Raw genomic sequence first — 20,660 nt, 5'->3', positions numbered from 1 at the left:
AAAAAAACAAGCTCTTAAAAAGAGCTTGTTTGCGTCATTCATATAAAATTAAGCTTTTTGAACGTTTGTAGCTTGGGGTCCGCGTTGACCTTGCTCAACGTCAAAAGTAACTTTTTGGCCTTCGTCTAAAGATTTGAATCCTTCAGATTGGATAGCAGAGAAATGTACGAATACGTCGTCTCCACCTTCGCGTTCGATGAATCCGAATCCTTTTTCTGCGTTAAACCATTTTACTGTACCTTGTTCCATTTTTGTTGCCTCCTAGTGCGTTAAAACACAATGTATTACTATCCTTGCCCAAAGTGATTCTCAAGAAGAAAAGTCCATATCTGTACTATCCCATTACACCGAACAAAAATAATTCTTTCTTATCATAACAGGATGCTGAAGATATTGCAAATTAATGGGGGCAGAACATATCTGCTTCCTCCGTGATTTAGTTTGTGGGGGGGGAACTATGAACGTAATATTTAATAGTTCCTCTCCTATCGGCTGCTGAAGCCATTTGTGGATTAATGGTAAAATTAAGAAGATAAAAGAAAAAAATACAAACTGATTGCACATATGAGTTTTTATTACTAAAGGAGGTACATTACTATGGATTTCGAAACAGTTATGCAGGAGCTTGAAGGCTTGGGTAAGGAACGCACCAAGAAAATATATATATCCAATGGTGCCCATGAGCCGCTGTTTGGCGTGCCGACAGGGGCTATGAAGCCAATTGCCAAAAAAATAAAAATTAATCAGGGTCTGGCTGAAGAGCTCTACTCCACAGGCAACTACGATGCCATGTACTTTGCAGGCATTATTGCAGATCCGAAAGCAATGACAGAGGCAGATTTTAATCGCTGGATGGATGGTGCGTATTTTTATATGCTGTCCGATTATGTGGTGTCAGTAACTTTATCAGAGTCAAGTATGGCGCAAGACGTTGCCGATAAATGGATTGCCAGTGGTGAAGAGCTGAGAATGTCAGCAGGCTGGAGCTGCTACTGCTGGCTATTAGGGAATCGCTTAGACAATGAGTTTTCTGAAAGTAAGATTTTGAATATGCTTGATCTTGTAAAAAAATCTATTCATGATTCCCAAGAACGAGCGAAATCTGCTATGAATAACTTTTTATACACCACTGGGACTTCCTATTTGCCCCTGCATGAAAAGGCAGTTGAGACTGCAAAGGCAGTAGGTACAGTTGAAATTCAGCGTGACAATAAAAAAAGCAGTTTCCTGAACGCCTGCGAAAGTATTCAAAAAGAAATTGATAGAGGGAGGATTGGGTTCAAACGCAAATATGTAAGATGTTAAAAGTAACTCGCATAAGGTTAAGCTTGAAATTACATCACATAGATTGAAGACGCATCTTTCGGCAATGAAACCCCCTGTTTCTTTTGAATGCCTCGCTGACTAAACGAAAATATTTCCTTCGATTTTGTTTTTAGAGAGAAGAGCGGTTATTCATCAATAGGTACAGGCTGATTGAGCAGGGATTTACGTTTTTTTTCTTGAATTTCTATTGTCAAAAGTAATGTATTCGAGGGGAGATATTTATGATTATTAAAGGTTTTGGGGGAGTATTTTGGAGAACTAAAAATTTGGATGCTACAAAAAAATGGTACAGTGAAGTTTTCAAAATCAAAATAGAAAATTGGAATGGGGCCATTATTAAACCCCACTCAGAGAATGAAACGATCTTTTCTTTCTTTGCTGAAGATGACAGTTACTTTCCTGCAGAACAGCAAGTAATGCTGAATTTCCAAGTTTATAACATTGATGAGACTATTAAGCATCTTGAAGAGATTGGGGTACCTCTTGTAAAAGAAAGGGAGAGCAGTGAGTATGGAAAGTTTATCTGGATTGAAGATCCCGAGGGCAGACTGATAGAGCTATGGGAGAAATAATAAACGTCATATTTTATGAAACGGGCGATTCTTCATTAAGAAGAATCGCTTTTTCTTGTTTGAGTAACAGGCAGGTGATGAAGGGATTTTAATTGATGTTCTAGAATATACATATTTAGGGAATTAACAGAAGGGAAATGAAATATGGGCAGAAATCTAATGTCTTATTTAATCATTTTTTTAGGAATGCATTCTTTTGGGTTCTTGGTTTATTTCACAATCTTTAAAAACTCAACAAAATAAACAAAATATTATAACTCAGGAAGAAAAGCAGAGATATGAGTTATACACACCAAACGGAAGCAACATCATTTTATTTGATAGGCTCTGTTAATATTGAATGTTGAAAAATAAACAAAATAATGGGAAAGATTAAAAAATGGAGGCTTCTCTATCTTGTTTCTAAATAGGCTTGATTTATTTCAGCCGACAATTTTCCCATAGGAAATGATTATTAATCCACAAATCAATGCTACCCCGATGAAGGTAAATAGAAAGAACAGCGGAGAACCTACTACCCCGAAAGCCACTTCTTTTTGAAGTGTTTTAATATTTTCCCAAGAGTTCTCAATATCGGGCTTATAATTCCTTGTTTTTATATAGCCAACTACCATTGTTCCAACTATATAGACTAAATGAATTATAAAGGAAATAACTAATGATTGAATAATAGTCTTCAATTCAGCAACACTCCTCATAACCTTATCTTCCATAATAAACCATAAAGGATATTTTAGTAAACAGCACACTAAAAGAGGACTATATACTAATCTTTGATTGGCGTAAACTATCCTAGGGTATCCGTCATTTCAAAAACAAATGATTAGAGTAAGAATTCTCTAATATGTTGTTTAGTGCTTTTGTTACTACGACTATGCACAAATAACCTTTAACTGAGCCATTTGATAAAAAAAGCGGGGAGTATTGGCGGAGATTTATTGAGAAGGACGGGGACCCGACTAACTGGAAAAAAACCATAGCCAGTTTCTCAGCATTAATGCATCAAACTTAACTAAAGGGCAGGAACATGGCAAAGCAATTACTTTTTATTTATGGTGATAAAGTGATACCTGCTAGTGCGGTTTTAATTTTGTATATTCGAGGATTTTTATATATAAAAAGATTGGGGTGAATATATGTTAATAAAGACGGATGATGAAATTGATTTATATATAGAAGTGAAGGGGAAAGGAATACCATGTATATTTCTCCACGGAGGGCCTGGATATTGGAGTAAATCGTTTAGTGAAACAGCAGGGAGTCTTTTAGAAGATCACATGGAAATGATTTATATGGATCAAAGAGGGTGCGGGCGATCTTCATCTAATACGAAAAATTATTCTTTGAAAAGATTACTGAAGGACATTGATACTGTCAGATTGAAATTAAATATTGATGAATGTTACTTAATGGGTCATTCATTCGGGGGGATTCTCGCTGTAAACTACGCTTATTATTTTAGTCAATATACAAAAGGATTAATATTATCAAATGTAACCCTAAACATGGAGGCATCCTTTCGCCATCAAATAAAAAAGGGTTCAAAAATTTTAGACATAGAACAAATGGAAGTGGAAGGTAATGATCTTATGAGTACGTTCTATGGCATTCAAAGTGAATTATTAAAACGGGATATTTACTTTTCTCTTCAATATAAAAACATAAAAAATAAAACAATAATAGATGAAATTGATAAAGAATTAATGCCTCACCCATATTTTCAGCAATATATATTATCGGAGGAGGAATATTTTAAAGACTTTACTTTGCTTACGAAGGAGATTAAAAAGCCCGCTTTAATTTTATCCGGGCTATACGATGATGCTATAGGACCAGAACACCATCTCTCTTTTAACTTTAGGGAAGGTATTAATTGTGTATTGGATAGCGGACATCACCCATTTATTGAAACTCCTGGTGAGTTTGCGCAGGCAATTATACAATTTTGTGAAATGAAAAATTAAACTTCATAAAGTTGACAAACTTCGGAGCTTTGACAAATTATTTTCTATATGTACAGGTGATTTTGTTAGAGGTGAGTTCTTAAATAGATGCATACTACTGATTTCGGTGTATAAGTGTCATTATCAGGAAATTTGCATGATTAATAACGCAGGGGTTACTTTTTAACCATTATTTCTTGAAATGGAATAAATATCTACTATAATAGTAATGAGTATATTTTCCTAATTGAATTAAAAAAGGCAAATTCATTGAAAAATGGAGACGCAAAGCTAGAGGGACTAAGGCGTAAAAGCTATGTCAGCCAGTTGCCGGTAAGCAGTAAACGTGAGATTTATCGGTCGAGTGATAGGTCTCTTTTTTGTGTGCAAAAAAGCATAGGTTACAGGAGTTAGACGATATTTTTAAAATCAGCGAAAGCCTTTTGGAAAGCAGCGGGTAAATACAGAGATCTATAGGGAACAACTTTGAGTACAGAATATAGCGAATGAAGTATGGTTCACAGCATAATTTTCCATAATGAAAGATGCTGCAATAGCATCCAGATAGTAGTTATTGGCTGCAGAGCAATGGATAGAGGAGCATAAACAAAGAAGAAAACCTTCATATATGTGCGGATAGAATAAAAAAATACAAAATGACCAGTGAATAAAAAGTAGTTCACTATATTGGGGGTGGAATGATATATCATGGAACATATTTATGACTTTACAGAAGATGATTTACGAAGGGCATTGGAAAACGAAGAATTTCTTCTTTACTATCAGCCTAAAGTTAACTTGTTTTCCGGGAAAATTACAGGTGCGGAGGCACTTATCCGCTGGGCATGTCCCATAAGAGGCATTGTTTCGCCTTTAGAATTCATTCCTCTGGCAGAAGAAACAGGATTAATTGTTGAAATTGGGAAATGGGTAATCCGTACAGCGTGCAGGCAAATGAAGGAGTGGCAGGAAAAGGGCTATCCTTCCATGGTCATTTCGGTGAATTTGTCTGCGCTTCAATTTGCCCAGGCAAACCTGGTGGAGACGATTACTGTTATTATCAAAGAAACTGGACTAGCTCCTGAGTTTTTAGAGATTGAAATTACTGAAAGTATGACAATGAATGTAACTGCTGCTCTCCCTGTATTAAGAGATTTAAAACAGTCCGGTGTGAAGATCAGTTTAGATGACTTCGGAACAGGCTATAGTTCTCTTTCTTATTTAAAAGAATTTCCTATAGATAAAATTAAGATTGATCAAAGCTTTGTCCGCAGCTGTACAGAAGAACCCAAGGATGCAACAATCGTAAAAGCAATAATTGCGATGTCCCATCAGCTTGACTTGGAAGTAGTGGCTGAAGGGGTGGAAACAAAGGAGCAGCTGGCATTTCTTCAGAGCAATCTTTGCGATATGGGACAAGGATACTTTTTCAGCAAGCCGTTGCCCCCAAAGGAATTTGCGGCAAACATATCTAAAATTGAAAAAATGATTCAAATCGCCGGAAATACTCATGAAATATGCCGGCAAAGATGGCTGGAGACAGAATTGGAGAAATCCCGCCAAGATCTGCAGGATACTGTAAACCAGCAGCAGGGGCTGATTTTTAAATTTATTAAGAGGGATAATCGATACATTTACACCCTGTGTGCAGGTGAATTACTATCACATGCAAAGATATTGCCGGAACAAATCATTGGAAAAGAGGTTTTTGATTTTCTTTTATACGAAGAAGCTGTCATTAAGCATACTTATTATGAAAGAGCCTGGAGAGGAGAAAATAACCTCACATACGAAGGGCATATCAATGGGATTTGGTATATTGCCTCGTTGCGCCCTATCTGGAAGGATGGCCAAGTTATTGAGGTTATAGGGTCGTGTGCGGATATAACGGAAAGAAAAATGCACGAAGATAAGTATAAAAGATTTGTCGAGTTAAACCCAGAACCAATCATAGTGTACCAGCAGGGAATCATTCAATATGCCAACCCGGCTTGCACAAAATTATTAGGGGCCGCATCCTTTGAAGAGCTGGCCGGAAAGTCCATTATGGAATATTTTCATCCTGATTCTGCCGCGTTGATTGAAAAGAGAATTCATGAAATGAACAAGATAGGTATTGCAATTCCGCCGACTGAAGAAAAAATTAAACGTCCGGATGGATCAATTATTGATATTGAGGTGACTGGTATTACCATTATGAATGAGGGAAATCTCTCATTTTTGATGATGTATCACGATATTACATGCAGAAAATGCAAGGAAGAAGCATTGCAAAAAAGTGAAACTAAATTTCGCCGTTTAGCTGAAATTTCAAAAGTTGTGTAGTCTGAATTTAGTTACCATTCTTCAAGCATTTTAAGCGCTTTTGGTCCAAGTAAGCAGGAAGAATATGTTCGCGGTATCATTTAAATAATCACTGAACACTCAGGTTGAGAAACCGGGTGTTTTTCATTTTTCGGGATCTATCAATAGTGTAATAAAATTCACCTGTAATACCCAGAACAAAAGGGGACCACTAGGTTTTAAAGGTTTATGCTGCTGCCTAAAGGGAAAAAAGAATCTGGTAGATGATTTCAACAGGAGGAATGCCAGATGGTTAAAACAATTTTCATTACTGGTGCAGGTACAGGGCTTGGAAGAGGGGCTGCGCTGGGACTTGCCAGTGAGGGGCATCATGTAATTGCCACTACAGAATTGACTTCCCAGAAAACGGATCTCCTCAGGGAAGCAGAGGAAAAGGGCCTGGACATGGATGTTTTTAAACTTGATATTACCAATCCGCGGGATCTAGAGCAGATTGAAAACTATGATTTTGACGTCTTTGTAGCGAATGCTGCGATCAATGAAGGAGGACCTCTTGGAGAGGTGCCAATGGACAGATTTCGTGCACTTTTCGAAGTGAATGTTTTTGGGACGCTTGAAACAGTACAGATAGCTGCAAGAAAGCTTGTGAAGAAAGGAAACGGAAAAATCATCTTCATGAGCTCGATGGCAGGCATTTCTGCAACACCATATGTTGGGCCTTACACAGCCACAAAGCATGCGATTGAAGGTATTGCCCAGACCTTAAAGGCAGAGCTTGAAGGGTTTGGGGTGAAAGTGGCTACAATTAATCCAGGAGCATTCAATACTGGTTTTAATGATCGAAGCGCAGAGGAAAAATATAAATGGTATGATGAAGAAAAAAACTTTACAAACAAAGAAGATATGAAAAAACAAGATGAGCAGCTGAAGAATCAATTTGATCCAGAAGATATGATTAAAAAAATGATTGAAATCATTCCGGCTGATGAACATAAATTCCGTACCGTCTATCCCGGGGAAACGGAAAAACAGCTGAAGAAAACAGAACAAGAACGCTGGAACATGAACATTTAAATCATGATTTAAAAAGGCGCCGGCCCTTGGCCAGGCGCCTTTTAAATATTTCACTTTAGCATTGAAACTTAAATCTGCAGTGTACGGCGTATTTCATATACTCATTATTATATGTTAGTTGTATCCCCGTTCACCGAATGGCTGCAGCTCTTCCAGCCATTTCTTCTCAAGATCACCCAGTGCTTCCTTCTCGTTATAATAAGGGACGTCTTTCTTTTTCAATACCTCCAGCACCTCAATTGTGAAGGCATTCCTGCCGAATTCCTTCCATTCTGCCTGCAGTTTTTTATTGAAATTCACGCCATTTTCGAGACTGAATAAAACACCATTAAGAGTTTTTAAATTGCGGGTGCTGCCCACGAAAATTTTCTGGTTTCCTGTATTCTTAATTTGGTATACACCGGCTTCAATGGTTATTTCTTTATACTGCTGTTTCAGTTCCTTTTTGCGGTCCATACTTTTTCCTCCTGTACTCTTGCTTAACCGGCATCGACCGGAAGTATAACCGGGGTTTAATGTTTCGAGAGAGGGAACTCCCAGTAAAAGGTAAGCCCCATCCGGAAGTCTACTTTTTCAGCCAATACTCGCTTCCATCAGGATGGCGGTCAATAAATCCATATTCAATCAGGTATCTTCTGATTGTTGCATAATCATCATACATTTCCTTGAGAATCTGATTTAAATTCCTTTCATCATATACCTTTTCCGCTTGGAGCCTGTTCGCGATTTCCCGTAAAACGGCTAAACGCTGCTTTTCTTTGGAAGGGAACCTTTTTAATCTCCTGTCCGTTCCATCAGGAAAGAATTTGCGGATAATATCAGCTTGTTCTTCCTGTGTAATATCGTACCTGCTATCAATCATTTTCGCCGTTTTGTGGGGGGAGACAAAAGCAGGGGCATGCTGGTCTTTTTCTTTCAGCAATTCCATCATGGCCAGAAATATTTTTGCCTGGCGTTCCTTTTCCTTTAAGGCAAAGCGGTGATGCCGGATTGTCGATGTACTTCCAATGCCTGCTTCTTGCTGAATATCTTTATCATTTTTCCCCTGATAAAAAAGGCCGAGCAAATGATTTTGGTGATCGGTCAGCCCTGTCAGCTTCTTATCAAGATGTATTAAATAATTGAAAACCGAACCATGTTCCATCTCGATATGAACACGTATATATCTTTGTGCTTCATAAAAAATGCTTTCGTGCTGATATATGACTCCGTTTTCAGTCCTTTCGCCGCATAACAGGCAAATATACGAACCATTTTTTGGGATATACCCCTGCTTAAGCTCTTGCAGCGAAGCATTCCAAAATAAATCGGATAATTCCAAGATATCACCTTCTTTAAGATTAAATAAACAAAAAATAAATTTGTTTGTTATATAGCAAATATTTTATAACTACGTTTAATATATGTCAATATAATCCGCATGTTCCCAAAACTGTACAAAAAGCATACCCTACATTAACCCGCACATACATCGAAGGAAGTGACCTATATGTGCAATATGCCTATTCAGATTATTAACGTTGGCGGTTCAGCAACAGTTCAATTCGGGAACTCGATTAACAATTCACCCAAATCCACTTCCAAAAATTTTCACGGCTCAGGCTCCAACAACTCCGGGGGCTTCATAACCAATAATAATCTTTTCAGCATTACAAATGGGGAAAATTCGAGTGTGGTTGACCAGCCATCAGCATGCTAAGAACAGTTACAGTTTGCCCGCCTTTTGGCTGGGCTCTTTTTTTTGCCTAATTACCCGATAATGACTTTTACGGAATGATAATAAAGAAGAACTTTGGAGACGATAATAAACGGATAAATGGGCTTTTTAGAAAGGAGTGAGAAGGAATGAAGAGAAAGTTACTGGGCATGTGTATGATGTTTTTAATAGCTGCAGGTGGATGCAGCCAAAACAAGGGGATTGATGACAATGATCGAGGCAAACAAAACGTCCCTAATGATGTAAACTATCCAAGCCAGGTTCCAAATAGAACACCCATTGACACACAAAGACAAATTGAAATGAATATCCCGCCAAGTCCTGCAAATGAGTGATACCTTTAGATTCTAAAATCTTTCTTGATGGAGATAAAATGAAGTAAGCCTAATTAGCCGCAAGTGAGTATGGGATTTCTTGGATACAGAAATCCCGCACATCATTATGATTTGATATGGTAGAATTAAAGCAGTGAATTTCTTCCATTAATTAGCAGGTGAAAGGGGTCCTCCATGAGCGATTTATCAAGATCAAAAATTTCATTAGCCGAGAAAAGAGAAGTGTTTCATAAAGAGCTGGATATTCTAAGAGAAAAAAGACTTATACCGAAAACAGATTACATAAGAATCGGCAGCGCATATGAAAGGCATTATAATCAGGTACTACATCAGGCGATGCAGGAGGACAGCCAAAAGGCCGAAAACTATAGTCAGGATGTGCCTGCAAGCAGCACTGATACAAATCGAGCTGACAGTGAACAGCCCGTCAATCTGGCCGCCAAAACGCCGCAGGTAAATATCGCGGCAGAAACACGGAAATATCCCGAGATAAACGAAAAAGAGAAGAATCCAACAGCGGTACCTGATTCTGCAGCCCTCAGCAAGCAGGCACCTGCTAAGCCTGCAAAAACGGCTGAACAAATCAGGGAAAGAAACATTGCAGCAGTTTTGATAGCTGGAGTGGTTTTTCTTCTATTTGGCGGGCTTATTTTGGCCACTTCCACATGGGGGGCTTTAAATTCTGTTCTTAAGGTTTCACTTATAAGTCTGGTATCGGTTTTCTTTGCTGTTATGGCATTTATCTCTGCGAAGCTGAAAATCAGACAAACTGCTTTTGCGTTTTTGACATTGGCCGGGATGTTTATCCCAATCGCTATTTTGTCAGCTTCCTATTATAAAATTTTCGGAGAGTACTTATCGCTTCAGGGAGAAGGAAGAGGGCTTCTTGGATTTATGGGCGGTCTGGTGTGTTTGTTTATCTACTATAAAATCGCCGCTTTTTTTAAGTCGAAAGTGTTTATTTTTATTTCGCTTGCGACATTTGCAGCAACAAGTTATTTTGGATTATCCTTCATTACACCTTCGATGGAGATGTTATTTCTCCTATTAGCAGTATTCAATCTGCTCCTGGTTTGGAATGTGAGTAGTCTTAAAACAAGAAAAGTCCTGCAAATATTCCGGTCATATATATTTCAATTTATCCAATTTAAGATTATAGCTGAAACCTTTGTGATCTTAACTTTATTTGAAGGCAACTGGCTGTATTCCATGTCTGTACTATTATCTTCACTCGTATTCTTGATATTATCTTTGAAATACAAAGGCAAATATTATGATTATGTTTTCAGTGCATTATTTAGCTATGGATATTTCCACTTAGTTTACACGTCTTTCCTTGAACAGGCAGACATTGTTGCAATAGGGCTGCTTCCAGTCATTTTTGCGGTAATTTGGCTGCTGCTGTCAAGGAACAAGCATCCTTTATCAACAGATTTTCTTTACACAAGCATGATTGCATCAGCATTGGTTTTCATCTATATGAATGGTCTTTTTTTTCAAGAAAACTATGCTCAAATGGCAATTGCACTCTTTATCATGATGGCACAGTTTGTTTCAATTGCGCTTTTAACAGCAAACAAGGTGTTCACTTATCCGGCAGCAGTGCTTATTAATCTTGCACTCTATGACTTGGCTATGGCTAATCACTTTACCATTTCACAAACATTGACTATGATGTTTGCCTTTTCAGCAGTCTTATTTGCTGGCGGCTATCTGTTTAATACAAGTAATAGATGGCGCTTATTCAGGGAAAGCACCTTATATATTGAAGGAAGCCTCATCTTCCTTCTCACTTTGGCAAAAGTGGCGGGTGAAGAGTGGCTAACAGCTTGTCTGTTCCTTTTAGTGATTTCTGCACTATTCTTTATTGCCTATGGAAAGGAACAGAAGGCAGCTCGCGAAGTTTGCCGATATGGTTTTCCAGTCAGTGCTTGTTTATCTCTGCTTCTGTCTTATTTGTACTTAACGGAGAAAAGCGCCTGGTATGATGGCCATATTGCTGCAAGTATGCATTTAATGATGACGGCCCTAATAGCCATTAGCGCAGGGTTTTTGCTGAGAAAACCATACAGCGGCTATTTTTCGGTATTTTTTATCAGCGGGCAAGTTCTTTCGTTCATCTCACATCTTTTGATTTATACAGATGGCTTAAATCCGTATGGCTCTGCAGGTTTAATGCTTGCCGCAACGATGATAAATATTTTATCCGTCCGTCAATATCAAAGGCACTATCTATGGCTGGCTGTTTTATTTACGGGATCTGGGGCCTATGGATATATATTGGACGCCCTTGACTTCAAAAATCAGAATTACACAATTGCATGCTGCCTTGCAGCTCCATTGTTTTTTTATCTTATCAGTGAAATTGCAGGCAGGTATTCACGAAGCGGAAAGCTGTATTTCTTCTGGTACAGCCATCTGCTCAATCTAGCAGCTATTCCAGCAGGCTGCCTGATGATCATTGTGACTGGTGCTTCACCGTTTTTATATCTGTTTGTACTGGTGCTTTACCCGTTGTGTGCAGCAAGGACAGTGATCAATCGCGAAAGGTTTATTTTTGCGTATGCGGGATTTGCAGCCCTTTACTTGCAGGTATGCTTATTTTTCAGGGAAGTTCAAAAAATGGATTATTTTACTTCGGTTACAATGTCCATTACAGCGGCAATCATTATCGTTTTATGGTTTGTGTTTAAAACATGGAAGAATATAATCGAGTGGTATTTAATTCCATTTCTGTTGCTGACAAGTGCAGCGTACATGATGGAATCTTATACAGCAGGCTTTCCGCAGGAGATGGAAGTTGTCTGGACAGGGGGTGCAGCTGTTTTCCTGGCCTTTACGCTGTATCTCCTGATGAAGAGAAAGTGGGAAAACCTTGCTTCGCTTCCTTTATTGCTGGCTCTTATATTCTTTTCGAATTATGGCAGCAGCTTGCCGGTCAGCGGGGGGATTGGCCTTACTTTAAGCTTAACAGCAATCATGCTGCTTTTGAGCAGAAGCCGCTTTAAGGGATTGATAAAAAGAGAAGCATCAAAAACATTTGTTGATGCGTACCGTATATTTGGCTGGCTGTTTTTGTTGAGCCTTCAGGTTAGACTAGTATCATCTGTATTCCGATACACCACATTGGAAATTCTAGCAGCTTGTCTGATAGCGGCTTACTTTGGGATTATCAGAATGTGGACAGAAGGACAAATGGAAAGAAAAATTTATATGGCGGCATTATTTACTGCAAGCCTCTATCCTTATTATCTTGTTATGGAACAAATACCTGTTCCTGAGATACTATCCATGGAAGTACTATTAATACCGGTCATGGTGATTTCCTCGATTCTGCTCAGGAAGATATTCTATTATGGAAAAACCTCGCAGCTGATTGAGCTGCTGATTGTTGCATTCGTCTTTTTGATTTTAGTGGCAGATAGTATGGCAGGCAATACAGTAAATGATGCCATTGTAATTGGCGCCATTTCTCTTGCCTCCATTTTAACCGGATTTTTCATGAAGTATAAATCGTATTTTTTGTCAGGGGGAGCAGTTCTTGTATTCAATGTATATATGAATACAAAGTCTATGTGGGGCAATCTCCCGTGGTGGCTGTATCTGATTATTGGCGGTATTTTGATGATAGCTGCCGCGAGTTTTCTGGAATGGAAAAAGCAAAGGGAGCATACAACCTCGAAAGAACTTCTTGATAAGAATAAAATGAAGATAAAAAACTGGTTCAGTAAATGGAAATAATGAACAAAGAAGCAGGAATCATTTTGATTCCTGCTTCTTTATCATGACTTATCACTAAATGCACTTCGGCTTAATTGCGCTCAATAAGCTTATTAAAATTCACCTTACTGTTAAGCGATAGCATAACGGGTATACCCGCGAGCATGACTGCAAATTCTCCCGCCGCAGTTGTCAGCCAGGTCAGCAGGAACGGCAGGCCAATGGCCAGGTGAAGCTCCAGTGCGATAAGGAACATTGTAATCGTGAAAACAATGGTATTTATAAACATGCGGAGCAGCACATTTTTAACAAATCGTGCAGTCAGTATCGCAATCAGCAAACTTATCACTGATTGCCCGACTCCAAAAATCAAGTCATAGGCAGCCGTTGGCGAAAAGAAGTCGGTTATGATAACACCCAGGATGATTCCCAGGAAGAATTTCTTATTGAACACAACAAGATGATTAAACATCTCGGAAATTCGGAATTGGATGCTGCCATATCCAAATGGCGCAATGGCCAATGAGACGGCAATATACAAGGCGGCCAGGATGCTGTTGGCGACCATGGGCTTAATGTTCATAATCTCTTATTCTCCTTAGTTTTTTTGCGTGGGAGGGTCACGAACCACGTTAGTTTATTAACACTCAAAGTGTAATAGTATAGTAAAATGAATGTTTCCGTCAATACATTGGTTATAATTGCATAGGAAATGTTTGATTGAAATTAATTTTAGGCTAAAAAGTAGAAATGAATCCGGAAATTTTAGTATAGTAGAATAAACTTTGATTCATGCCGGCCTGCCCCGCGAAATATTATGAAATAGGGATGATGAATTTGACACTGCAAAAAAATCTTGGTTTGGTGGTCGATGTCGAAACAACTGGCTTAAGCCCAAAAAGCGATGAAATCATTGAGCTTGCCTTAAAGCTGTTTTCGTATGATGCAAATAGCGGTGAGGTTCTGGATATAGTCCAAGAGGCTTCGTATTTAAGAGAGCCATTATCATATTCTGCAAGACAAAATTACAGCAGTGCTTATAAGATACATGGAATTCCTTTTGAATCAGTGGAAGGAAAGAGCTTTTATGATGAAGAAATTTCCGGTTTGTTTGCTAAGGCAGATACGGTTTTTGCCCATAATGCATCGTTTGACCGCAGCTTCCTTTATCATATGTACCCAGAAATAAATGAGATGAAGTGGCATTGTACGATGAGAGGGGTGCCTTGGAAGGAATACGGATTTCTTAACAGCAAGCTGCTGACACTTCTTCAATTCCATAAAATAGCAAATCATCAGACACATAGGGCCCTTGACGATATCACCTACCTGCTTGAGCTTCTTAAACAGCAAAATCCGAGCGGCATCCCCTATCTAAAAGAAGTACTCGAACGCGGCCACATGAAGAAATATAAACCTGCATCTCAAAAGAGTACAAGTTCATTTCCAAGGAAATCAGGAACCAGGAAAACAGGAGATCATTTCAGCTTTTAATAGGGTGGCTCTTAAACTCCATCAATTAGCGGATTTTTGAGCCTCTCTTTTTTATGCATTATATCCCGTCACAGGCAGCAAGTCTCCTTGGTGCAATAAACCAGGCGACGATTTCTTCGGGTTACTTTTTCTTTGAACATTGAAAAAATTTTAATGTATTTTCATACTTAATGTAGTGCTTAGGGCTGATTATGTGTAAGATGTAAATAGGGAAATTTTTTTTAAAAGTGATATGTCAGAAGGAGATAAAGTAGAAAAATGAGTGCAGTTAAAGATTATTTGCAAAGTAAAGGATTTTCAAGGCTGATTACGCTGTTTATACTGGTGGTTTTTTTATTTAGCATAGGCAAAATGCTGAATTTGCTTCTATTTACGTTCATTTTCACCTTTCTTATGGGAAGGATGCAAAGCTTTATAACACGGCATTTAAAAAAAATCATCAATATAAGCCCGAAATTTGTCATCAGTACCTTATATATAATTGTTGTCGCCACGGTTGGAATCGTTCTATATAAATATCTTCCGGTCATTACTTTGCAGATTACAGAGCTTGTCAAGCAGATGCTGCACTTTTATCAGCATCCTCCGGATATCAGGGCGATCAGATGGATCATTGATAATATCAACAGGCTCAAATCTCCTCTTGACGTACAAAAGCAAGTCAATGCACTATACATATATTTATCCGATATCGGGAAGCTGGCTTTGCAGATCTTTTTAGCAATTTTGCTGAGTTTGTTCTTCCTGCTTGAGAAGAATAAAATCATCGCTTTTACAACAAAATTCAAGCATGGAAAATTTAGTGACTTCTTCATTAACATTGCCCACTTTGGAAGCAAGTTTGTTAATTCCTTTGGCAAAGTGATTGAAGTGCAGTTTATCATCGCTGCCACAAATGCCATTGTTTCTACCATTGTTCTATGGATTTTAGGATTTCCGCAGCTGATCGGGCTGGGCCTCATGATTTTTTTCCTTGGGCTTGTGCCTGTTGCCGGCGTCCTGATTTCACTTGTTCCGCTTTTAGTCATTGCCTATAGCATCGGCGGGATTACAAAAGTCGTTGCGGTAATTATTATGATCATTGTGCTGCATGCTCTGGAAAGCTACATCCTTAATCCGAAGTTCATGTCGGCAAAAACAAATCTTCCATCTTTCTTTACATTTATCGTGCTCATCTTTTCTGAGCATTTCCTTGGAACATGGGGGCTGATTATTGGTATTCCGATTTTTATTTTCATACTGGATATGCTTGAGGTTACAGACGATAGATTAACATAGGCAAAAACCAAAGAGGTGGGAATAGAGTGTATCTTACCGTCAAAGAAACAGCAGAATACCTTTCAATGACAGAAGTGATGATAGAAAAACTGATTCATCAAAACAAAATACGTACCGTTTTTGATGGTGAACAGCATTTGGTATACAAAGAGCAATTTAAAACACACTTTGAACAGCTTGAGAAATATAAAAAACAGCTGGCAGAGTGGAACAGTGAACCATTGCCTGAAGATCCTGATATAAAGGATGAAGATTAACCGCAGCAGAAGGCCTTCCAAACTAATGGAAGGCCTTTTTGGCAGGTTTCAGGCAAATGAATCTCCATCTTCGATCCAGTATTTCACCTTTTGAGTGTGAGTCCATTCAATTGCAGAATCCCTCTATTAAATATCAGAATTCCTCTTTTTCCTCATATAAACCTATTAAATTTAGATTGTATCTAAAAACCCGTTAACGTATAATTACCATTAATAGAAAATACTGAATTTTATAACTTCAATGTTAAAACAGAGGCTTTAAAGCATATACTCAGAAAAAAAGGGGGCAATACGTTGAAAAAACGGATTACAGCACTGCTTATTATTTCTTCATTACTATTTCTCGCAGCAGGCTGCGGGTCGTCTGATGTCAGCGGCGACGGAAAAGATACTAAGGGAAAAACTTTGCGGGTCGTGACAGATGCTGCTTATTCACCGTTCGAGTATCTGGATAAAGACAAGATAGTAGGTTTTGATGTGGACTTGATTCAGGCCGTTGCAAAGGAAGCAGGTTACAAAGTAAAGGTGGAGAACGTCGGATGGGATCCATTATTTGTAGAAATCGATTCTAAACGCGCGGACATCGGTCTATCTGCTATTACCATCAACTCTGACAGGGAGCAAACCTATGATTTTTCCAATCCATATTTCTTATCGACCAACAAAATACTTGTCCCTGAAAAGAGCACCATCAAAAACGCGCTCGATTTAAAAGGGAAGAAAGTGGCTGTCCAAAGCGGAACAACAGGGGCAGAAGCTACAGAAAAGCTGCTTGGAAAAAATAATAAAGATATTAAAAAATTCGATAATAACAACCTGGCCATCATGGAACTGAATAGCGGAGGGGCAGCAGCGGTAGTGGCTGATAATGCTGTCATTGAAGCATATGCCAAGAATAATCCCGGCAAAAACCTGGCTGTCATTGAAGATAGCTCTAACTTTTCCAAGGAGTTTTACGGAATGATGTTTCCAAAAGGAAGCAAATTAAAGCCGGATTTTGATAAAGCTCTTAATAAAGTTTTTGAAAATGGGAAGTACAAGGAAATTTATAAAAAATGGCTTGGCAGCGAACCGGATATGGAAACGCTAAAAGCTCAGCAGAAAAAGTAAAACGCTAGCTCTGCGTAACTGTTGAGACAGGTTACGCAGTTTTTCATATAGGAGGATTAAAATGAGCAATTTTCGCTGGGATATTATTATGGAGTACGCCCCGTTATTTTGGCAGGGCACGCTGCTGACAGTCGGTCTGTCATTGGCTTCGATTATACTTGGAACAATTCTTGGCTTATTGATCGGCCTCGGTAAAATGCTGCGCAGCCGCATTTTGGCATTTCCGTTTCAATGCTATGTCACTTTCTTTAGAGGCACACCCCTGCTGGTGCAGCTGTTATTGATACACTTCGGTGTTGTACCATTATTTACAGGTGAAACACATGCTGTCGCCGCAGCCATTCTTGCCCTCACCTTGAACTCTGCCGCGTATATAGCTGAAATATTCCGGGCAGGGATTCAATCAATAGACAAAGGACAAACGGAGGGAGCACGTTCTTTGGGGCTGACACATGCGCAGACAATGAAATTTGTCATTCTGCCTCAGGCCTTTAAACGGATGATCCCGCCGCTTGGAAATGAATTTGTTGTACTGATTAAGGATTCTTCGCTGGCTTCTGTCATTGCTGCACCAGAGCTTATGTACTGGGGAAGGGCCATGGGCAGCCAATATTTCAAGGTTTGGGAGCCCTACCTGACATCCGCGCTTATTTACCTTGTTTTAACACTGCTGATGAGTGTTATATTACATTACCTTGAAAGAAGGTTAAAGACAGCATGATAACGGTAGAAAATCTAAAGAAATCATTTGGTAATCATGAAGTGCTGAAGGGAATTACGGCAAGCATAGCCCATAAAGAGGTGGCAGTAGTTATTGGCCCGTCTGGTTCAGGAAAGTCAACATTCCTAAGATGCATCAACCAGCTTGAAACCATTACAGATGGACATATATACATAGAAGGAATAGATATAGCAGGCAAAAAAGTGAATATCAATGAAATAAGAACAGAGGTTGGAATGGTATTTCAGCACTTTAACCTATTTCCGCATAAAACAATTCTGGAAAATATTATGCTGGCACCGGTAAAGGTAAGGAAGCTGAAGAAAGAGGAAGCAAAAAGAATTGGGCTGGAATTATTAAAGAAGGTCGGGCTTTCCGATAAAGCAGAAGCCTACCCTGATTCTTTATCTGGAGGGCAAAAGCAGCGTGCAGCCATCGCAAGGGCCCTGGCAATGAAGCCGAAAATCATGCTGTTTGATGAACCGACCTCTGCTCTTGATCCTGAGATGGTCGGGGAGGTTCTGGACGTGATGAAGCAGCTTGCAATAGAAGGGATGACAATGGTGGTTGTTACACATGAAATGGGTTTTGCAAGAGAAGTCGGAGACAGAGTCATCTTTATGGATGAAGGCCGCCTGATAGAAGCAGATACTCCAGAAAACCTTTTTGGCAGTCCGGCAGAAAAAAGGACACAAGCGTTTTTGAGCAAGGTGCTATAAATACTATTAAAAAAACACGCCAGCAGCTGCAGCCAGCCGAAGCGTGTTTTTATTTGATGACCACAGCCCCTGATAAAGACTCTGGTTTATTGCCCAATATCAATAAACTGAGTTTAGCAAACCCAATTGTCTGATAGCGGGTGAATATTTCTTTTAAGGTCTGAAACTCTGCATCCTTTTTAAGCTGCTGAACTTCATTTTGATACAGTTGTATAACAGAGGGTCTCACAAATTCCGGTGAGCTTACTGTCTTTTCGCCATCCACAATTAAACTTCCCATATATTGATATTTAAAATGCAGCGCACGCGTCAGGCTCACGACATGAAGAAGCTTTTCGAAAAAAGCTGGGCTTTGCATTTTAAACGATTGAAGGGCATCATTTGCTGTCTCAAGTTCATTAACACTTGATAATGAGATCATAATATCTGCTCCTTTCAGATTCAGCTATCAATCCCAAGGCTTGTTTAAAGGAATTAACGCCGCTAATTCTTTGCTTTTTTTCTTTCTTGCTTTACGGACTTCTGCTCTTTCGCTTCCTGTATTGAAAACAAGCCATTCTTCTTCTGTTTCTGGCTCAACCTGCGGAACAGGCACTGGCCGTTTATTCTCATCAAGAGCTACAAAAGTTAAAAATGCTGTTGCTGCGATACGGCGTTCGCCAGTAATCATATCTTCAGCAATGACTTTGCAGAAAATTTCCATTGAACTTGTACCCGTATAAGAAACGAAGGATTCTACACAAACAGAATCAGTTTGGTGAATCGGGCATAAAAAGTCAATAGAATCAGTAGACGCTGTCACGCATTCTTTTACTCTTGAATGTCTTCTGGCAGATAAAGTCGCAACAGTGTCGAGCTTTTTCATAAGCACTCCGCCAAAAAGGGTATTATAGTTATTTAAATCGCAGGACAGTACCTGGTCAGTATTTACAATGCGGCTTTCTCTTGCTTTCTTTTTTTCCATGTTCAAACATCCTTTCCTGGTGAAATACATAAATGAAAAGGTAAATAAACCCGTAAAGACAGGGCTTTCACTACTAAAGTGTACGCTCAGGCAATCGGGAAGTAAAATGGTTAATATTTATTGTCTCCATAGCTTTTATCTATGAAAATGCTTTCAATTATAAAAAATGAGAATACCTGAAAAAAGCGATTTCTTTTGGAAATCGCCCATATCAGTTATTCTCAAGAAGCTCCTGGGTGAATCTTAGCCATTCTTTTGCTGCGTAGGAAAGATACTGTCCATTTCTCCAGATAAAACCAAGGTTCCAGCTGATTGATGGCTCGGATATTTTAACGGCACGCACGTTTTGATGAAGGTTCCGGCAGATGCTTTCCGGAAGAAGTGCAACACCAAGCTTGCATGCAACCATTTCTTCAATAAAATCCCATCGGGAACTTTCTGAAAGTATAGATGGATTGAATCCGGCACGATTACAGGAGGAAATTATCAAGTCGCGCAGGACAAAATCTTTATTAAATAAGATAAATGAATCCTCGCTGAGCTGTGAAAGATTGATTTCTGCTTCATTTGCGAGAGGATGCGAGGGATGAAGGATCAGTTTAATATCTTCTTTTAAAAAGGAAAAAGAATGAAGTTGATTGTTTTTAGCCGGAAGAACAATGACACCAATGTCCAGGACATCATTTGTTATGGATTCTTCGATTTTTTTTGAGCCCTCTTCAACTAGCTGAAAGGTAATGCTTGGGTATTTATCATGAAATTTGCCCATGATTTCCGGAAAGAAGGAAGGATCAATGATAGGCGGAAGCCCGATTCGAATATGGCCTTTCTTCAGTTCCAGCAAATTTTCCATTTCGACTTCCAGGTTTCGGAAAGCTTTATCGATCAGCTTAGCCTGTTCGAGCACAACACGCCCTGCGTCTGTCAGAGTCAGGGTTTTCTTTGAGCGGTCAAAAAGCTCTACACCAAGTTCGTTTTCCAGGTTTTTAATCATTTTGCTGATTGTCGGCTGTGTGATGAACAAATGATCGGCAGCACGAGTAAAGCTTCTATAATTGCTGACTTCAATAAAATATTGCAAATGCTTGATATCCAATGCTTTCACCCGCTTAAATTCTTTCATTAA

22 protein-coding genes, 1 pseudogene and 2 riboswitches are annotated in these 20,660 nt (G+C 39.0%); of the genes and pseudogenes, 14 read left to right on the top strand and 9 right to left on the bottom strand.

Annotated elements, in window-relative coordinates:
• Window positions 1-48 precede the first annotated feature (48 nt).
• Window positions 49-249 carry a cold-shock protein gene (locus tag BIV59_RS11345; RefSeq protein ID WP_026694422.1) on the bottom strand — a complete coding sequence of 67 codons (201 nt, stop codon included), beginning with the start codon at window positions 247-249 and terminating at the stop codon, window positions 49-51.
• Window positions 250-597: 348 nt separating this feature from the next.
• Between BIV59_RS11345 and BIV59_RS11340 the strand changes: the two genes are divergently transcribed.
• Window positions 598-1,305 carry a DNA alkylation repair protein gene (locus tag BIV59_RS11340; RefSeq protein ID WP_071351595.1) on the top strand — a complete coding sequence of 236 codons (708 nt, stop codon included), beginning with the start codon at window positions 598-600 and terminating at the stop codon, window positions 1,303-1,305.
• A gap of 245 nt (window positions 1,306-1,550) precedes the next feature.
• Window positions 1,551-1,898, top strand: a complete 348-nt coding sequence (locus BIV59_RS11335) for a VOC family protein (RefSeq protein ID WP_071351677.1) — start codon at window positions 1,551-1,553, stop codon at window positions 1,896-1,898.
• Window positions 1,899-2,320: 422 nt separating this feature from the next.
• Here the strand turns inward: BIV59_RS11335 and BIV59_RS11330 are convergent, their stop codons facing one another.
• Both BIV59_RS11330 and BIV59_RS24045 read right to left on the bottom strand, forming a co-directional pair.
• A complete protein-coding gene (locus BIV59_RS11330) occupies window positions 2,321-2,578 on the bottom strand; it encodes a hypothetical protein (RefSeq protein ID WP_071351676.1) in 258 nt (85 codons plus the stop codon).
• Window positions 2,579-2,657: 79 nt separating this feature from the next.
• Window positions 2,658-2,784, bottom strand: a pseudogene (locus tag BIV59_RS24045) (IS1595 family transposase); the annotation flags it as partial.
• 250 nt (window positions 2,785-3,034) lie between these two features.
• Between BIV59_RS24045 and BIV59_RS11325 the strand changes: the two are divergent.
• The 3 genes from BIV59_RS11325 to BIV59_RS11315 all read left to right on the top strand — a co-directional run bounded on the left by BIV59_RS11325 (window position 3,035) and on the right by BIV59_RS11315 (window position 7,219).
• Window positions 3,035-3,862, top strand: coding sequence for an alpha/beta fold hydrolase (locus BIV59_RS11325; RefSeq protein WP_071351594.1), 828 nt, complete (start codon window positions 3,035-3,037; stop codon window positions 3,860-3,862).
• Window positions 3,863-4,091: 229 nt separating this feature from the next.
• A riboswitch (cyclic di-GMP riboswitch) is annotated at window positions 4,092-4,176 on the top strand.
• 373 nt (window positions 4,177-4,549) lie between these two features.
• Window positions 4,550-6,166, top strand: coding sequence for an EAL domain-containing protein (locus BIV59_RS11320; protein WP_071351593.1), 1,617 nt, complete (start codon window positions 4,550-4,552; stop codon window positions 6,164-6,166).
• A 267-nt stretch (window positions 6,167-6,433) separates the two neighbouring features.
• Window positions 6,434-7,219, top strand: a complete 786-nt coding sequence (locus tag BIV59_RS11315) for an SDR family oxidoreductase (RefSeq protein WP_071351592.1) — start codon at window positions 6,434-6,436, stop codon at window positions 7,217-7,219.
• Between the two features lie 114 nt (window positions 7,220-7,333).
• On the opposite strand, the gene BIV59_RS11310 is transcribed toward BIV59_RS11315, so the two are convergent.
• Together BIV59_RS11310 and BIV59_RS11305 are read right to left on the bottom strand one after the other, a co-directional pair.
• A complete protein-coding gene (locus tag BIV59_RS11310; RefSeq protein ID WP_071351591.1) occupies window positions 7,334-7,675 on the bottom strand; it encodes a GIY-YIG nuclease family protein in 342 nt (113 codons plus the stop codon).
• 109 nt (window positions 7,676-7,784) lie between these two features.
• Window positions 7,785-8,540 (bottom strand): DUF2087 domain-containing protein, encoded by a 756-nt coding sequence (locus BIV59_RS11305; RefSeq protein ID WP_071351590.1) that lies wholly within the window; start codon window positions 8,538-8,540, stop codon window positions 7,785-7,787.
• A gap of 168 nt (window positions 8,541-8,708) precedes the next feature.
• Here BIV59_RS11305 and BIV59_RS11300 point away from each other — a divergent pair, with 168 nt between their 5' ends.
• From BIV59_RS11300 to BIV59_RS11290, 3 genes are all read left to right on the top strand, one after another.
• Entirely contained in the window at window positions 8,709-8,918 is a 210-nt protein-coding gene (locus BIV59_RS11300; protein ID WP_139194355.1) for a spore germination protein, read from the top strand.
• Window positions 8,919-9,064: 146 nt separating this feature from the next.
• Complete coding sequence (locus BIV59_RS11295; protein ID WP_071351589.1) at window positions 9,065-9,271, top strand: hypothetical protein; 207 nt, start codon at window positions 9,065-9,067, stop codon at window positions 9,269-9,271.
• Between the two features lie 174 nt (window positions 9,272-9,445).
• Window positions 9,446-13,012, top strand: a complete 3,567-nt coding sequence (locus BIV59_RS11290) for a hypothetical protein (RefSeq protein ID WP_071351588.1) — start codon at window positions 9,446-9,448, stop codon at window positions 13,010-13,012.
• A 70-nt stretch (window positions 13,013-13,082) separates the two neighbouring features.
• Here BIV59_RS11290 and BIV59_RS11285 read toward each other — a convergent pair whose 3' ends face one another.
• Window positions 13,083-13,574, bottom strand: a complete 492-nt coding sequence (locus BIV59_RS11285) for a QueT transporter family protein (protein ID WP_071351587.1) — start codon at window positions 13,572-13,574, stop codon at window positions 13,083-13,085.
• Between the two features lie 9 nt (window positions 13,575-13,583).
• Window positions 13,584-13,628, bottom strand: a riboswitch (PreQ1 riboswitch).
• Between the two features lie 200 nt (window positions 13,629-13,828).
• Between BIV59_RS11285 and BIV59_RS11280 the strand changes: the two genes are divergently transcribed.
• The 6 genes from BIV59_RS11280 to BIV59_RS11255 all read left to right on the top strand — a co-directional run bounded on the left by BIV59_RS11280 (window position 13,829) and on the right by BIV59_RS11255 (window position 18,570).
• Window positions 13,829-14,485, top strand: a complete 657-nt coding sequence (locus tag BIV59_RS11280) for an exonuclease domain-containing protein (protein ID WP_139194354.1) — start codon at window positions 13,829-13,831, stop codon at window positions 14,483-14,485.
• Between the two features lie 258 nt (window positions 14,486-14,743).
• Window positions 14,744-15,763, top strand: coding sequence for an AI-2E family transporter (locus BIV59_RS11275; RefSeq protein ID WP_071351586.1), 1,020 nt, complete (start codon window positions 14,744-14,746; stop codon window positions 15,761-15,763).
• 26 nt (window positions 15,764-15,789) lie between these two features.
• Window positions 15,790-16,020: an excisionase family DNA-binding protein gene (locus BIV59_RS11270; protein ID WP_071351585.1), complete on the top strand. Its 231-nt coding sequence runs from the start codon at window positions 15,790-15,792 to the stop codon at window positions 16,018-16,020.
• Between the two features lie 294 nt (window positions 16,021-16,314).
• On the top strand, window positions 16,315-17,130 hold the full coding sequence (locus BIV59_RS11265) for a basic amino acid ABC transporter substrate-binding protein (protein ID WP_071351584.1): 816 nt from the start codon (window positions 16,315-16,317) through the stop codon (window positions 17,128-17,130).
• A gap of 61 nt (window positions 17,131-17,191) precedes the next feature.
• Window positions 17,192-17,851, top strand: a complete 660-nt coding sequence (locus BIV59_RS11260; protein ID WP_071351583.1) for an amino acid ABC transporter permease — start codon at window positions 17,192-17,194, stop codon at window positions 17,849-17,851.
• Window positions 17,848-18,570 carry an amino acid ABC transporter ATP-binding protein gene (locus BIV59_RS11255; protein WP_071351582.1) on the top strand — a complete coding sequence of 241 codons (723 nt, stop codon included), beginning with the start codon at window positions 17,848-17,850 and terminating at the stop codon, window positions 18,568-18,570. Before BIV59_RS11260 ends, BIV59_RS11255 begins: the two co-directional genes overlap by 4 nt.
• Before the next feature lie 49 nt (window positions 18,571-18,619).
• On the opposite strand, the gene BIV59_RS11250 is transcribed toward BIV59_RS11255, so the two are convergent.
• From BIV59_RS11250 to cidR, 3 genes are all read right to left on the bottom strand, one after another.
• Window positions 18,620-18,991 carry a hypothetical protein gene (locus BIV59_RS11250; RefSeq protein ID WP_071351581.1) on the bottom strand — a complete coding sequence of 124 codons (372 nt, stop codon included), beginning with the start codon at window positions 18,989-18,991 and terminating at the stop codon, window positions 18,620-18,622.
• A gap of 27 nt (window positions 18,992-19,018) precedes the next feature.
• Window positions 19,019-19,534, bottom strand: coding sequence for an acyl-CoA thioesterase (locus BIV59_RS11245; RefSeq protein WP_071351580.1), 516 nt, complete (start codon window positions 19,532-19,534; stop codon window positions 19,019-19,021).
• A gap of 211 nt (window positions 19,535-19,745) precedes the next feature.
• Window positions 19,746-20,630 carry a cidABC operon transcriptional activator CidR gene (cidR, locus tag BIV59_RS11240; protein WP_170846137.1) on the bottom strand — a complete coding sequence of 295 codons (885 nt, stop codon included), beginning with the start codon at window positions 20,628-20,630 and terminating at the stop codon, window positions 19,746-19,748.
• Between the last annotated feature and the right edge of the window lie 30 nt (window positions 20,631-20,660).

Source organism: Bacillus sp. MUM 13 (genome assembly GCF_001866725.1).
Taxonomy (GTDB): domain Bacteria; phylum Bacillota; class Bacilli; order Bacillales; family DSM-1321; genus Peribacillus.
The sequence above is the reverse complement of the archived record's forward strand: the minus strand, read 5'-3'. Positions and strand labels throughout refer to the sequence as shown.

What these genes read in the sequence shown, in the direction of transcription:
- BIV59_RS11345 (WP_026694422.1), bottom strand. Translation starts at nt 249, where the DNA reads ATGGAACAAGGTACAGTAAAATGGTTTAACGCAGAAAAAGGATTCGGA.
- BIV59_RS11340 (WP_071351595.1), top strand. Translation starts at nt 598, where the DNA reads ATGGATTTCGAAACAGTTATGCAGGAGCTTGAAGGCTTGGGTAAGGAA.
- BIV59_RS11325 (WP_071351594.1), top strand. Translation starts at nt 3,035, where the DNA reads ATGTTAATAAAGACGGATGATGAAATTGATTTATATATAGAAGTGAAG.
- BIV59_RS11320 (WP_071351593.1), top strand. Translation starts at nt 4,550, where the DNA reads ATGGAACATATTTATGACTTTACAGAAGATGATTTACGAAGGGCATTG.
- BIV59_RS11315 (WP_071351592.1), top strand. Translation starts at nt 6,434, where the DNA reads ATGGTTAAAACAATTTTCATTACTGGTGCAGGTACAGGGCTTGGAAGA.
- BIV59_RS11310 (WP_071351591.1), bottom strand. Translation starts at nt 7,675, where the DNA reads ATGGACCGCAAAAAGGAACTGAAACAGCAGTATAAAGAAATAACCATT.
- BIV59_RS11300 (WP_139194355.1), top strand. Translation starts at nt 8,709, where the DNA reads ATGTGCAATATGCCTATTCAGATTATTAACGTTGGCGGTTCAGCAACA.
- BIV59_RS11295 (WP_071351589.1), top strand. Translation starts at nt 9,065, where the DNA reads ATGAAGAGAAAGTTACTGGGCATGTGTATGATGTTTTTAATAGCTGCA.
- BIV59_RS11290 (WP_071351588.1), top strand. Translation starts at nt 9,446, where the DNA reads ATGAGCGATTTATCAAGATCAAAAATTTCATTAGCCGAGAAAAGAGAA.
- BIV59_RS11285 (WP_071351587.1), bottom strand. Translation starts at nt 13,574, where the DNA reads ATGAACATTAAGCCCATGGTCGCCAACAGCATCCTGGCCGCCTTGTAT.
- BIV59_RS11275 (WP_071351586.1), top strand. Translation starts at nt 14,744, where the DNA reads ATGAGTGCAGTTAAAGATTATTTGCAAAGTAAAGGATTTTCAAGGCTG.
- BIV59_RS11260 (WP_071351583.1), top strand. Translation starts at nt 17,192, where the DNA reads ATGAGCAATTTTCGCTGGGATATTATTATGGAGTACGCCCCGTTATTT.
- BIV59_RS11255 (WP_071351582.1), top strand. Translation starts at nt 17,848, where the DNA reads ATGATAACGGTAGAAAATCTAAAGAAATCATTTGGTAATCATGAAGTG.
- BIV59_RS11250 (WP_071351581.1), bottom strand. Translation starts at nt 18,991, where the DNA reads ATGATCTCATTATCAAGTGTTAATGAACTTGAGACAGCAAATGATGCC.
- BIV59_RS11245 (WP_071351580.1), bottom strand. Translation starts at nt 19,534, where the DNA reads ATGGAAAAAAAGAAAGCAAGAGAAAGCCGCATTGTAAATACTGACCAG.